Here is a 13,299-nt window from a genome sequence, read left to right as displayed (position 1 = left end):
GGGCTTTGTGGGTAAGTTACCGAGCCGGCAAAGGATCACGTACGGGAGACAAATCAGGAAATAAATAAAGCTGAAGCGGATATTCCCTGGACGCTTCCGGCGTCGCATGAGTACGCCGTCCCGGCCCGGGAGAGGATTTCGGGCACATGAAGGCCGCGGGCCGGGGGCGCAGATTTTCCGCTTGCGGTGGCCGCCCTTGATCGGCTCAGACCCGCGCCGGGGCCGCCTGGAACGGGAAGACGTCGGCGAAGGCCGGCCGCAGGTCCGTCAGCCAGACGGCCGACGGGTCGTAGTGCGCGAAGAACGGCCGTCCGACCAGGGCGGGGTCACGCGCCTGGATGAGGTGGAGCACGAACACCCACTGCCCGGCGATCTCGGTGACCCCGTCGACGCACACCTTGCCCGGCGTGGCCGACATGGACGGCCCGCGCACGGTCCTGCAGAGCCCGGAGACGCTCGCGTACGCGTCCCTGAAGATCTCGTAGGCCCGGCCGAGCGGGACCGCGAAGTAGTCCTGCGGGCCGGTGTCGCGCTCGACGAACATGTAGTACGGGATCATCCCCATCCGGTGCTGCCGCCGCCACATGGCCGACCACACGACCGGTTCGTCGTTGATGGACCTGATGAGCGGCGCCTGGGTGCGGATCGTCGCCCCGCTGCCGAGGATCCGCCGCACCGCGGACTCGACCAGCGGCGACTCCAGCTCGCGCGGGTGCGAGAAGTGGGCCATGAAGGCGAGGTTCTTCCCGGCCCGCACGACCTCCTCGAACAGGCCGAGCGTGGCGTCGGCGTCCGGGTCGCTGACGAACCGCTGCGGCCAGTAGGCCAGCGCCTTGGTGCCGATCCGGATGGACTCGAGCTGTTCCAGCTCCAGCAGCGGCTCCAGGTAGCGCCGGATCACCGGCTCGCCCATGATCATGGCGTCGCCCCCGGTGATGAGCACGCTGGTGACCTCGGGGTGCTGGCGCAGGTAGGCGACCAGCTGGCCGATGTCGTCGGAGGCGAACTTGAGGTCGGCGTCGCCGACGAACTGCGCCCATCTGAAGCAGTACGTGCAGTAGGCGTGACAGGTCTGCCCTTGCTTCGGGAAGAAGAGCACGGTCTCGGGATACTTGTGCTGCATCCCGGGCACCGGCTCCTCGCCGATGCGCGGCACGTTGAGCTCCTTCTGGCCGGCGGGGTGCGGGTTGAGCTGCGCCCTGACCTTGTTCGCCTCCGCCTGGATCTCCACGTTGGGCGCCTCGGCCTTGAGCAGGTCGGCCAGCCGGGCCACGTCGGCCTCGGGCAGCATGTCGGCCTGCGGGAAGACGAGACGGTACATGGGGTCGTCGGGCGCAGCCGACCAATCTATGAGCTCATCGACGACATAGGCGTTCGTCCGGAACGGCAGGACCGTGGCGACGGCCCGCACTTTCAGTCTCTCCCCGTCGTCGAGTCCCGCGCGCCGCAGAAGCTCGTCGAGGTGCTTGGACGTGTACGCCTTGAAGCGCCGGGTGCCTGCTTGGTTCAAGATCACTAGGCCTTTCCCATCCTTTTTTTGTTCGATCGGATGTAAACCTCACGCTCCTGTCGCGCGTCTATGGCCCTTATACCGAGAGTAGGCGGCCTGCGGCTATGGTTCGGGCCGGGCTCCTAGCTACTTAGGAGATTCACACTCGCGACATATCGCGTTTTGATCTAACCTGGGAACGTGACACACGACCCCGCCCTCCGCGCCTCCGACGCAGACCGCGACGAGGTCGCCGCGGTCCTCAACGAGGCCTACGCCGACGGCCGGCTCACGAGTCCCGAGCACGCCGACCGCCTGGAAGCCGCCTACCAGGCCCGCACCATGGGCGAGCTGGTCCCGCTCACCCGGGACCTGCCCGAGGTCCGGGCCGGCTCCGTGCCCGCGACGGCGACCCGGCAGACGGTCGACGCCGTCTTCAGCAAGGTCGTCAAACGCGGGCGCTGGATCGCCTCGCGCCACACGCATCTGGTCGCCAGGTTCGGCGCGCTCATCGTCGACCTGTCGGAGGCCGTGCTGCCCGGCCGCGAGATCACCGTGTCCGTCAGCGCGTACGCGGCCAAAATGATCATCCGGGTGCCACCGGACGCGCAGGTCATCGACGAGGTCGGCGCCCTGTTCGCCAAGCGCCGGGTTTCCGGCGGCGACTCCGGGGGAGGCGACGGCCCGGTCATCAGGGTGACCGGCAAGGTGATGTTCGGCAAGGTCGTGGTGGCCCGGACCGTCCACGACTGGAACCTCCACGGCGACGCCTAGTCCGGCCCGCCGGTTAGCCTGGTGGACGGCCTTGCGTACCATCCGGACGGCCACGCGAACCGCCGTACGAGGTGAAAAGTGCCAGACAGCAGGCCGATCGCGGTCGACGCCATGGGCGGCGACCACGCGCCCCACGCCATCGTGGCGGGCGCCGTGCACGCCGTGCGCGAGCGAGGACTGCAGGTCGTCCTGGTCGGCTCGCCGCGCGTGCTGTACGAGTCGCTCGCCGAGCACGACGCCGCCCGGGACATCCCCATCGTGCGCGCCGAGGAGGCGCTGGCGATGGACGAGGGCGCGCTGGCCAGCCTGCGCCGGCCCCGCTCCAGCATCGCGGTCGCCTGCCACCTGCTGCGCCGCGGCGACGTGTCGGCCGTGGTGTCCGCCGGCTCGACCGCCGGCATCGTGGCCACCGGCAAACTGCGGCTCAAGGCCCAGCCGGGCGTGCTGCGCCCGGCCATCGCGGTCGCGCTGCCCACGCGGCCGCGGCCCACGCTGCTCCTGGACGCGGGCGCCAACGCCGAGGTCAAGCCGGAGGTCCTGGTCCAGTTCGGCCACCTCGGCGCCGCGTACGCCGAGCTGGCCTTCGGGATCACCGAGCCCCGGGTGGGCCTGCTCACGATCGGCAGCGAGGCGGAGAAGGGCAACAAGCTCGTACGCCGCGCCCACGAGCTGCTCGGCGCCGCCCCGTCGCTCCGCTTCACCGGCAACGTCGAGGGCTACGACCTGCTGACGGGCCGGGCCGACGTGATCGTGACCGACGGTTTCACCGGCAACGTGGCGCTCAAGACCATGGAGGGCGCCGTCCGCTACGCCTTCGACGAGCTGAAGCGGTCCGTCGAGGAGAGCCGGGTGGCCAAGCTCGGCGCGTTCCTGCAACGCTCCCGGCTGCGTGAGCTGAGCGGCCGGCTCGACGCGGAGGCGTACGGCGGCGCGGTGCTGCTCGGGCTCAACGGCACCGTCGTCATCGCGCACGGCTCGACCAGGGCCCCAGGCGTCAGCGCCGCGTGCCGGCTCGCGGCCGACCTGTCGGCGGGCGGGCTGGTGGCGAGGATCGGCGAACGGATAACCGCGCACAGATCACGCTGAAAGCCCGTAGGGTGATGCGGATCCGCCCACCGGGGACAGAGGGCGCGATCGACGCGAGGGGACGGGCGGGGGCGGGGTGGACGGAGTCATGTCGCTGGACGGGCTCACGTCCGGCGAGGCGGCGCGGGCGCGACCGAACGTGGTGCCGCGGCGCTCCAGCCGCTCTCTCGGCGCCATCGTCAGGGCGAACGTCCTCACGCTGTTCAACCTCGTCATCGGCGTCCTGTGGGCGCTCATCCTGATCTTCGGCGAGTGGCAGGACGGCGCGTTCGGCCTGATCATGGTGGCCAACGTGCTGATCGGCGTCATCCAGGAGCTGCGGGCCAAGCGCGCACTGGACCGGCTGGCCGTGGTCGGCGAGAGCCCGGTGACGGTCCGGCGCGACGGCGCGGAGCGGCGCCTGCCTCCGCACCAGGTCGTGCTCGGCGACCTGGTCGTGCTCGGCCCCGGTGACGCGCTGCCGGTCGACGGTGAGGTCGTCGCCGCCGACGGGCTGGAGGTCGACGAGTCGCTGCTGACCGGCGAGTCCGACCCGGTGCGCAAGGAGCCGGGCGACCCGGTGCTGTCGGGCAGCTTCGCCGTGGCGGGTACGGGCCTGTTCCGGGCCACCGCAGTCGGCGTCGACGCCTACGCGGCCAGGCTGGCCGAGGAGGCGAGCCGGTTCCACCTCGCGCGCTCCGAGCTGCGCGACGGCGTGGCCCGGTTCATCCGCTACATCACCTGGCTGGTCATCCCGATCGGCGCCCTGCTCACCTACAGCCAGCTGAACAACTCCGCCGACTTCGCCACCGCCATCACCGGCGCGGTCGCCGGCATCGTCACCATGATCCCCGAGGGCCTGGTGCTGACCACCTCGATCGCCTTCGCCGTGGGCGTGGTCCGGCTCGCCCGTCACCGGTGCCTGGTGCAGGAGCTGCCCGCGGTCGAGGGCCTGGCCAGGGTGGACGTGCTCTGCCTGGACAAGACGGGCACCCTCACCGCCGGCGGGATGACGGTGGACCGGGTGCTGCCGCTGCGCGAGGGCCGCCCGGTGGGCGACGCGCTCGCCTCCCTGACCGCCGCCGACAGCCACCCCAACGCCACCGCCCGCGCGATCGCGGACCGCTTCCCCGCGCCGGGCTGGCGCCCCCTCGCCACGGTCCCGTTCTCGTCCGAGCGCAAGTGGAGCGGCGCCGACTTCGGCCCGCACGGGGTCTGGCTGCTCGGCGCCCCCGACGTGCTGCTCGACCCGTCCGCCCCGGAGTGCGCCCAGGCCGCCGAACTGTCCGCCACCGGCGCCCGCGTCCTGGCCTTATGCCGTACGGACCGGCTCCCGGACCCCGGCGCGCCCGTCAACGCCCGTGCGGACCGGCTCCCGGACGCCGACCTTCCCGCGGACGCCCGTACGGACCGGCTCCAGGACGCCGTCCTTCCCGCGGACGCTCGTACGGGCGCGCGGGCTGGATCGCCGGGGCTCGTCGGGGACGTCGAGCCGGTGGCGCTGGTCACGCTCGATCAGCGCGTCCGGCCGGACGCGCGCGAGACGCTGGCCTACTTCGCCCGCCAGGGCGTCGCCTTGAAGATCATCTCGGGCGACGACCCGCGCTCGGTGTCGGCGATCGCCGCCGGGCTGGGCGTGCCCGGCGCCGACCGCGCCGTCGACGCCCGCACGCTCCCGGAGGACGAGAAGGCGCTGGGCCTGGCGCTCGACGCCGCCACCGTCTTCGGCCGGGTCAGCCCGCGGCAGAAACGGCTCTTCGTCACCGCGCTGCGCGGGCGCGGCCACACCGTCGCGATGACCGGCGACGGCGTCAACGACGTGCTCGCGCTCAAGGAGGCCGACCTCGGCATCGCGATGGGCGCCGGCAGCCCCGCCACCAAGGCGGTCGCCCAGGTCGTGCTGCTCGACAACCGGTTCGCGGCGCTCCCGCACGTGGTGAACGAGGGCCGCAGGGTCCTGGCCAACATCGAGCGGGTGGCCGGGCTGTTCCTCACCAAGACGTTCTACGCGATCGTGCTGTCGCTGACGACCGGGGTCGCGGGGATGATGTTCCCGTTCACGCCCCGCCACTCGACCCTGGTGAACGCCGTCACCATCGGCCTGCCCGCCCTCTTCCTGGCGCTCGCGCCGACGCTGGAGCGCGCCCGGCCGGGGTTCGTGCCCCGGGTGCTCAGGCTCGCCGTCCCGGCCGGGGTGATCTCCGCCTGCGCGGTGCTGCTGGCGTTCGTGGCCGCGGACGGCGGCACCCTGGAGGAAAGCCGGACGGCGGCCGTGCTCGCGCTCTTCCTCACCACCTGGTGGGTGCTCGTGCTGGTCGCCAGGCCGCTCAACCGGTGGCGGGTGACGCTGGTCGCGGCCATGGCAGGGCTGTTCGCGCTGGCCCTGGCTACCCCGTACGTGCGGCGGCTCTTCGAGCTGACCCTCGGCGACCCCCGCGACGGGCTGATCGCCATCGGGATCGCCCTCGTGGCCTCCGCCGTCATCAGCGCCGTAGTCAAGGTCGCCGGTACGCTTAGGGCATGACCGACCCGCAGAAAGTGCTCGCCGAGCGCGTCCAGCAGGCGCTGGCGTCCGCGTTCGGCGCCGAGCACGCCGACGCAGATCCGCTGATCCGGCCCTCCCAGTTCGCCGACTTCCAGGCGAACGTCGCGATGAGCCTGGCCAAGCGGCTGCGACGAGCCCCGCGGGAGGTCGCCGAGGCGATCAGGGCCGAGCTGTCCGACTTCCCCGGCACCGTCGAGGTCAGCGGCCCGGGCTTCCTCAACATCACGCTCGACGACAGGTGGATCGAGTCCCAGGTGTCCCTGGTCTTCGAGGACCCGCGCTCCGGCGTCACCACGATGGCGCCCGCGCAGACCGTCGTCATCGACTACTCGGCGCCCAACGCCGCCAAGGAGATGCACGTCGGCCACCTCCGCACGACCATCGTCGGCGACTGCCTGGCCCGCGTGCACGAGCACCTCGGCAACCACGTCGTCAGGCAGAACCACCTGGGCGACTGGGGCACCCCGTTCGGCATGCTCATCGAGCACCTCCTCGACATCGGCGAGGAGGCCGCGGTCGCCCAGCTCGAAGCCGGCCAGGGGACTGAGTACTATCAGGCGGCCCGCGCCAAGTTCGACGGCGACGAGTCGTTCAAGCAGCGCTCGCGCGTACGGGTGACGACGCTCCAGTCCGGCGACCCGGAGACCATGCGGCTGTGGCACGTCTTCATGGACGCGACCGTGCGCTACTTCAACAAGGTCTACACGATGCTCGGCGTCACCCTGACCGACGCCGACCTCGCCGGCGAGAGCATGTACAACCCGATGCTGGAGAAGACCTGCCAGGACCTTGAGGCGGCCGGCGTCGCCACGATCAGCGAGGGCGCGCTCTGCGTGTTCCCGCCGGGCTTCACCGGCTCCGACGACAAGCCGCTGCCGCTCATCGTCAGGAAGAGCGACGGCGGCTACGGCTACGCCTCCACCGACATGGCGGCCATCCGCTACCGCGTCCACGACCTCAAGGCCGACCGCATCCTCTACGTGGTCGGCGCCGACCAGGCGCTCCACTTCCGCATGGTGTTCGCCGCGGCCAGACTCGCGGGCTGGCTGCCCGACACGGTCTCGGCCGAGCACGTGCAGATCGGCATGATGCTGGGCAAGGACGGCCGCCGGTTCAAGACCCGCTCGGGCGACTCCGTCAAGCTGATGGACCTGCTGCAGGAGGCGATCGACCGGGCGTCGGCCGCCATCGCCGAGCGCGGCTACGACCAGGCCACCCGCGAGGTGATCACCCACGCGGTGGGCATGGGCGCCGTGAAGTACGCCGACCTGTCGGTCAACCACGACAGCGAGTACGTCTTCGACTTCGACCGCATGCTGGGCTTCACCGGCAACACCGGCCCCTACATGCAGTACGCGACCGCGAGGATCCGGTCCATCTTCCGCAAGGCGGGCCGCTCCCCCGAGGAGACCACCGGTCCGATCGCGCTGGCCGAGCCGGCCGAACGCGCGCTCGGCCTCCACCTGCTCGGCTTCGGCGAGACGGTGGAGCAGGTCGCCACCCTGTCGGAGCCGCACCGGCTGTGCGCGTTCCTGTTCGAGACGGCCAGCCTGTTCAGCACCTTCTACGAGGAGTGCCCGGTCACCAAGGAGGGCGTCGACCCCGAGACCAGCGCCCGCCGGCTGGCGCTCTGCGCGCTGACGCTGCGGGTGCTGGAGACAGGGCTCGACCTTCTGGGCGTCCCCGTGCCCGAGCGCATGTAACAGGCCATTTGATCAAACTCCCCCGTTCCGTCATGGCGCGCCTCCACCTCGGAGGCGCGTCTCACGGGTTAGGCTTTACGCGGTCATGAACTGAGGCCGAAATGGGGGAGTTCTCTGCCTTGAGCATGGACCTGACTGCGAGCCCCCAGGCAGCGACCGAGCTACGGCGCTACGCCGAGGCGTTGCTGGCACATCTGGCCGCCGACGGGAGCGCGCCCCCCGCACCACCCGGCTTCACCGACATTCCCGGTCACTGGCTGCCGCCCGCCGTCCAGGCGCTGGTGGCCATCCTCGCCGGCGACGACCCGTTGGAGCCGCTGAGCAGAGCGGCCGGGCGCGACCAGCAGCAGACCGCGGTGTTCCTCTGCTTGGCGCTGGCCGTCGCCGGTCACGGCAGCCGCATCCACGCCTCCTGGCTCGGCACCGCCTTCGGCGACCTGTCGCTCGACCGGCCCGTCACCCACGGCCAGCGGGCGCTCTGGCTGGCCGCCGCCCGGGGCGCCTACGGCCCCGCCGGCAAGATCTTCGTGCTGCGCAAGCTCGACGCGCTCGCCGTGCAGGAGCACGCCGACCCGCGCCAGTGGGTGCAGGCGCTGCTGCCGGGCGAGCCGTCCGTGGTGGTGCCCGCCTCGCTCGTCGACTTCCCCGAGATGGCGGAGATCCCCGAGCTGGCCCGGCCCGCCCAGGCCGCCGCCCGGCTGGCCCGGCTGCGGGCCCGCTGCGAGGAGATCACCTCGGCCCGCCAGTCCGACCAGGGCTCCGCCGCCCCGCTCGCCAACTCCGGCGCCGCGCCCGCCACCACCTGGGCCGAGGACGAGCCGCTCGCGGTGCTGCGCGCCGTGATCGGGCTGAGCGGGCCGTCCGGCCCGCAGGCCTCGCTCGGCTCCCACCTGCTCGACGACCTGCGCCCCGGCGCCGACCCCCACCTGACGGCGATCGCCCTGCACGTCGCGGCGCCCATCCTGCGCGGCGTCGCCGAGGAGCTGGAGTACGACAGCAGGCTGGAGCCGCCGCCGATGGTCACCGTGTCGCTGCTCGGCCACCGCGTCGAGCTCCGCCCCGAAGGCCCTGACGAGGAGTCCATGGCCACCGCGGAGGCGGCCATCTCCGCCGCCGCCCTGACCCCGCCCCGCCCGCCGTGGACGGCGGGGCTGCTGGCCCTCGGCGGGCTCGTCTGTCTCGTGGCCTCCTTCCTGACCCACCCGCTCGTGGCCGCCGCGGGGGCGGCGCTGCTCGGGCTGGCCGGGTGGCTGCTCTGGCAGCGCCGCGAGCGCGTCAGATCCGACGCCGCGTACGTCACAGCACAGGTGAACGAGCTGAGAGAGCTGGCCGACGGCGCGGTGTGGGCACTGCACGCCTACGCCCGCGAGGCCGAAGGCCGCGCCAAGCAGGCCGCCGAGGACGCCGCCGACCTCACCCGCCTGATCCGCCGCGGCCCCCGCGCGGCCTGAAACCGCCCTCATAAACTGATCCACCACGGTCCCGGCTCGCACCGAAGGGTCCGTGGTGGATCAGATCGTGGTCATGCACGCGCCGCGCGGGCCCCGCCCTCCCGTGCCGGCACGTCGCCCGGCGCGGGCTAGGTGGTCTCGATCTCGACGTGGGCAGGCGCCAGCAGGAAGACGCGGTCGGCGATGCGCTCGATCCGCCCCTCACAGCCGTAGGCCAGACCGGCGGCGAAGTCGACCATCCGCGTCGCCTCCGGCATCGGCATGCCCGTCACATCCATGATCACCGTCTGGCCCTCACGGAAGTACTGGCCGATCAACGGTGCGTCGTTGTACTTGAGCGGCTGGACCATCACGATCCGCGACGACTCGATGGTGGAGCGCCACCGGCGCGCCGCCCTCTCCGTGGCGGGCATGTACTCCTCTTCGTACTGCCCGTCGTCGTCGTAAGCCTCGTCGTACTGATCATCTCCACCCAGGCCAAGGTAACCCGCAACCTTACGCACTGCCCCCATCGGCTTGTCCTTTCCTCAGGAACTCACCGCAATCGGCACGTCCCGACACATTGGACGGTAACCGACGATTCCGCGTTCGCCATGCGACACGCCCAGCACTAATTCCATTTTGTACGGCTAGCGTCCTGGTTTCATCCTGATATCAAGCCCCTATAGCATCGGTTGATGCGCCTGTTCATCGTAGACGCCTTCACCGACAGAGCTTTCCAGGGTAATCCCGCAGGCGTGTGCCTGCTGGAGGATCGGGTGCCCGACGCCTGGATGCAGGCGGTCGCGGCCGAGCTGAAGCTCTCGGAGACCGCCTTCCTCCTGGGAGATTCGCTGCGCTGGTTCACGCCGAAGGTGGAGGTCACCCTGTGCGGGCACGCCACCCTCGCCACGGCGCACGTCCTGTATTCGACGGGCGCGGCACAGGGCCCGGTGGAATTCGCCACGGCCGGCGGAACGCTCACGGTGAATCGCCACCCGGACGGGATGATCACGATGGATTTTCCGGCCAAGGAAGTGACCCCGACCACAGCGCCGGAAGGATTGGAAAAGGCGCTCGGAGTCACCCCCGTACACGTCTCGAAGGTGAACCTGGACCTGCTGGTCGAAGTCGATTCGGCGGCGACGGTGAGCACTCTGCGGCCCGACATCGACGCCCTGGCGGCGGTCGGGGCACGCGGCGTCATCGTCACCGCTCGGGGAACGGAGACGGACTTCGTCTCGCGGTTCTTCGCGCCGAACGTCGGTGTGCCGGAAGACCCGGTGACGGGCTCGGCGCACTGCGCTCTGTCGCCGTACTGGTCGGCGAAGCTCGGCCGCGCGGCGCTCGTCGGCGCGCAGCTGTCGGAGCGGGGCGGGCTGGTGCGCGTGACGCTCGCCGGTGACCGCGTGCATCTCGCGGGCCACGCCGTCACCATCGTCTCCGGCACCATGCAGATCCCCCCTCCCTCCTGACTCCCTGGCCTGCCCTTACCACAGTGGTTATCACAAGGCGGGCAATCACGATTGGATATCAGTGGGTGAAGCGCAGGCTCCTGGCAGTGTCGCGGAACCCGAGTCTGCTGTAAAGACGCGCCGGTACGGGATAGCCGTCGTCGCCTCGCGGGGCCACCACGGCCTGCTTGGCGCCGGCCGCCCGCGCCGCGCGCAGCGCCGCCAGGCACACCGCCCTGGCCAGTCCCTTGCCCCGATGCGCCGGCACGGTGCCGACCGGCTCGATCAGCGCCACCTGGCGGTCGTCGAGCCAGATCAGGCAGTAGGCGACCGTGCTGCCGTCGGGGGCGAGCGCGCACCAGTCCAGGTCTCGACGGTACGGCCAGGCCGCGCGTACGGCCGCGTAGCTCTCTTCGGTGACGCGCGACGGGTGGAAGGCCGCGCGGTGAGCCGCCACCCGGCCCGCCACGTCACGCACCGCTTGGAGCCGGAACCCGGCAGGCGGCACCGGCTCGGGCAGATCGTCCAGGTCCCGTACCATCCGCACGAAGAACGGCCCGTCCTTCACCCGCGCGTACCCGCGCTCCTCGAGCGCGTCGATCAGGTGTGGCTCCCCGCTGGACACCTCGACCTGGCGCTTCCCCGCCGGCACCAGCTCCTCGAACCAGCGCAGCACGTCGTGGGCCAGCCCGGCGTGATCCGGGTCGACGGCCAGGTTGAGAGAACCGGGCAGCTCGACCCAGCCCCAGGCCAGCGTCCGCCGGTCGGCCCGCCACAGCATCGTGGGCCACTCCGACTCCCGCCCCCTGTGCTGGAACCGTCCCCAGGCCAGATCCCCCGCGTGCCAGCGAGCCCGCGGCGTCCAGATCCGTCCGGTGAGCTCCTGCATGGCCCGCAGATCCCGGGGTCCGCCGTAACACGTCACGATCACCTTGTCATCCTCACCCAGCCGGGCCCGCCCCCGCACCTTCTATATGGGCCCCTCCGGGCGTCGCACGACTATCAGAGGCCCGAAGAGCCCTCGCCCTGGAGAAGAGGTGAGGGCCCACCGGGCGAAGGTCAGGACTCCTGGATCAGTTCCGCGGTCTCCGCCGTCACGTCGGACGCCAGGGCGAACGCCGCCTCGGCCTCCGGCAGGGAATGCGCCAGCTCCTGCGCCTTCCGCAGGCTCTCCTGCGAGTCCCACCGCCAGACGCCGACCCAGGCGCCGTCCTCGCCCCGCCCCAGCCTCGCCTCCTCCAGCCCCGGAACGGCGGCCCGCACCGTGGACGCGAGAGTGGCGTGCTTGGCCTTCACCTCCTCGGCGTCCTCCGGCTTGGCCTTGAATCGGGTGATGGCGATGACGGGCTTGTTCGTGTTCTCTACGCTCATGGGGTCCACCGTGCCCGCCCGCCCTCGCATCTCCCGCACAAACCCCGCACACCGATCTGTCACACGCCGGCCGCCGAGCCCTCCCCAGGCCCCGGAAACGCTCCAGAAATGCGGAAAGGCCCCGAGCGCAATGCTCGGGGCCTCCCCAAAAGATTGTCCGGCGGTGACCTACTCTCCCACACCCTCCCGAGTGCAGTACCATCGGCGCAGAGAAGCTTAACTTCCGGGTTCGGAATGTAACCGGGTGTTTCCTTCCCGCCATAACCGCCGTAACCCTCCGAAACACACAAACAGGAACACTGTTTGCAGTCTCAGAATTGCCTAGTGGACGCGAGCAAGAAAAACAAAGCTTTGTGGTCAAGTCCTCGGCCTATTAGTACCGGTCAGCTCCACACGTTACCGCGCTTCCACCTCCGGCCTATCAACCCGGTCATCTCCCGGGAGCCTTACCCCCTCACAGGGTGGGAGACCTCATCTCAAGGCAAGCTTCCCGCTTAGATGCTTTCAGCGGTTATCCCTCCCGAACGTAGCCAACCAGCCATGCACCTGGCGATACAACTGGCACACCAGAGGTTCGTCCGTCCCGGTCCTCTCGTACTAGGGACAGCCCTTTCAAGTCTCCTGCACTTTTAACTTAAATGGAACAAACATCTGACATTCTAAGCCAACTCACCTTGTCTACCCTTTGTGTGTGAGCCATGCTTCTCTTTTCTGGGACTGCCTATCTGTCTCATTTCAGAATGTGTGTGCCCGTCTGCCTGCCTGCCTGTGTGTGTGTGTGTGTAAACACTGTCAGTGGGAAGACCCTGACTTCTTCTCTGTGTCTCTCAGCTCTCTGAACTCTCTCTGTCTCTCCTCTCTCTGTGTGTGAAGAAGAGTGATGAAGCTCGTGGTGAGAATTGACCTCGTCAGCCCCACGACACACACACCGCGCCGCTGCGCTGCACACACGCACCCCCGCTGCCCCCCGCCTTTCGCCCACCCAGCCGCGCCCGGCACACACAGAGAGAGAGAGACACACACACACACACACACACACACACACACGCACACACACACACACACACACACACACACACACACACACACACACACACACACACACACACACACACACACACACACACACACACACACACGCGCACGCGCGCACGCACACACACACACACACACACACACACACACGGGGGGGGGGGGGGGGGCGCGGGGGGGGGGGGGGGGGGGGGGGGGGGGGGGGGGGGGGGGGGGGGGGGGGGGCGCGCGCGCGGCGGCGCGGCGGCGGCGGCGGCGCGGGCGGCGGCGGCGGGCGGGCGCGCGCGCGCGCGCGCGCGCACACACACGCACACGCGCGCGCACGCACGCGCGCGCGCGCGCGCGCGCGCGCGCGCGCGCGCGCGCGCGCGCGCGCGCGCGCGCGCGCGCGGCGGGGGGGCGGGGGGGGGGGGGGGGGGGGGGGGGGGGGGGGCGG

General features: G+C 70.7%; 10 protein-coding genes, 1 rRNA gene and 1 other annotated feature. Of the genes, 6 read left to right on the top strand and 5 right to left on the bottom strand.

Annotated elements, in window-relative coordinates; all coding sequences use genetic code 11:
- Positions 1–205: 205 nt before the first annotated feature.
- Positions 206–1,516, bottom strand: coding sequence for a KamA family radical SAM protein (locus ACQEUU_RS28690; protein WP_433072074.1), 1,311 nt, complete (start codon positions 1,514–1,516; stop codon positions 206–208).
- A gap of 174 nt (positions 1,517–1,690) precedes the next feature.
- Between ACQEUU_RS28690 and ACQEUU_RS28685 the strand changes: the two genes are divergently transcribed.
- The 5 genes from ACQEUU_RS28685 to ACQEUU_RS28665 all read left to right on the top strand — a co-directional run bounded on the left by ACQEUU_RS28685 (position 1,691) and on the right by ACQEUU_RS28665 (position 9,027).
- Positions 1,691–2,263, top strand: coding sequence for a DUF1707 SHOCT-like domain-containing protein (locus ACQEUU_RS28685; RefSeq protein ID WP_433072072.1), 573 nt, complete (start codon positions 1,691–1,693; stop codon positions 2,261–2,263).
- Positions 2,264–2,341: 78 nt separating this feature from the next.
- Positions 2,342–3,349, top strand: a complete 1,008-nt coding sequence (gene plsX, locus ACQEUU_RS28680; RefSeq protein ID WP_433072070.1) for a phosphate acyltransferase PlsX — start codon at positions 2,342–2,344, stop codon at positions 3,347–3,349.
- Positions 3,350–3,437: 88 nt separating this feature from the next.
- Complete coding sequence (locus tag ACQEUU_RS28675; protein ID WP_433072068.1) at positions 3,438–5,852, top strand: HAD-IC family P-type ATPase; 2,415 nt, start codon at positions 3,438–3,440, stop codon at positions 5,850–5,852.
- Positions 5,849–7,576 carry an arginine--tRNA ligase gene (gene argS, locus ACQEUU_RS28670; RefSeq protein ID WP_433072066.1) on the top strand — a complete coding sequence of 576 codons (1,728 nt, stop codon included), beginning with the start codon at positions 5,849–5,851 and terminating at the stop codon, positions 7,574–7,576. Before ACQEUU_RS28675 ends, argS begins: the two co-directional genes overlap by 4 nt.
- Before the next feature lie 125 nt (positions 7,577–7,701).
- Positions 7,702–9,027 carry a hypothetical protein gene (locus ACQEUU_RS28665; RefSeq protein WP_433072064.1) on the top strand — a complete coding sequence of 442 codons (1,326 nt, stop codon included), beginning with the start codon at positions 7,702–7,704 and terminating at the stop codon, positions 9,025–9,027.
- Between the two features lie 128 nt (positions 9,028–9,155).
- Here ACQEUU_RS28665 and ACQEUU_RS28660 read toward each other — a convergent pair whose 3' ends face one another.
- Entirely contained in the window at positions 9,156–9,539 is a 384-nt protein-coding gene (locus ACQEUU_RS28660; protein WP_433072062.1) for a cell division protein SepF, read from the bottom strand.
- A 165-nt stretch (positions 9,540–9,704) separates the two neighbouring features.
- Here ACQEUU_RS28660 and ACQEUU_RS28655 point away from each other — a divergent pair, with 165 nt between their 5' ends.
- A complete protein-coding gene (locus ACQEUU_RS28655; protein WP_433072060.1) occupies positions 9,705–10,481 on the top strand; it encodes a PhzF family phenazine biosynthesis protein in 777 nt (258 codons plus the stop codon).
- A gap of 58 nt (positions 10,482–10,539) precedes the next feature.
- Here the strand turns inward: ACQEUU_RS28655 and ACQEUU_RS28650 are convergent, their stop codons facing one another.
- The 3 genes from ACQEUU_RS28650 to rrf form a co-directional block, all read right to left on the bottom strand.
- Entirely contained in the window at positions 10,540–11,391 is an 852-nt protein-coding gene (locus ACQEUU_RS28650) for a GNAT family N-acetyltransferase (RefSeq protein ID WP_433072058.1), read from the bottom strand.
- A 128-nt stretch (positions 11,392–11,519) separates the two neighbouring features.
- A complete protein-coding gene (locus ACQEUU_RS28645) occupies positions 11,520–11,831 on the bottom strand; it encodes an antibiotic biosynthesis monooxygenase (protein WP_433072056.1) in 312 nt (103 codons plus the stop codon).
- Positions 11,832–11,986: 155 nt separating this feature from the next.
- Positions 11,987–12,103 (bottom strand): 5S ribosomal RNA (rrf, locus tag ACQEUU_RS28640).
- A 92-nt stretch (positions 12,104–12,195) separates the two neighbouring features.
- Positions 12,196–12,456, bottom strand: a sequence feature (23S ribosomal RNA rRNA prediction is too short).
- Positions 12,457–13,299 lie beyond the last annotated feature (843 nt).

Origin of the sequence: Nonomuraea sp. CA-218870, assembly GCF_050936535.1 — a bacterium.
Lineage (GTDB): Bacteria > Actinomycetota > Actinomycetes > Streptosporangiales > Streptosporangiaceae > Nonomuraea > Nonomuraea corallina.
Note: the sequence above shows the minus strand (reverse complement) of the source record. Positions and strands in the feature narration are given on the sequence as shown.

Coding starts and splice junctions, on each gene's coding strand:
- ACQEUU_RS28675 (WP_433072068.1), top strand. CDS start 3,438: ATGTCGCTGGACGGGCTCACGTCCGGCGAGGCGGCGCGGGCGCGACCG.
- argS (WP_433072066.1), top strand. CDS start 5,849: ATGACCGACCCGCAGAAAGTGCTCGCCGAGCGCGTCCAGCAGGCGCTG.
- ACQEUU_RS28665 (WP_433072064.1), top strand. CDS start 7,702: ATGGACCTGACTGCGAGCCCCCAGGCAGCGACCGAGCTACGGCGCTAC.
- ACQEUU_RS28660 (WP_433072062.1), bottom strand. CDS start 9,539: ATGGGGGCAGTGCGTAAGGTTGCGGGTTACCTTGGCCTGGGTGGAGAT.
- ACQEUU_RS28655 (WP_433072060.1), top strand. CDS start 9,705: ATGCGCCTGTTCATCGTAGACGCCTTCACCGACAGAGCTTTCCAGGGT.
- ACQEUU_RS28645 (WP_433072056.1), bottom strand. CDS start 11,831: ATGAGCGTAGAGAACACGAACAAGCCCGTCATCGCCATCACCCGATTC.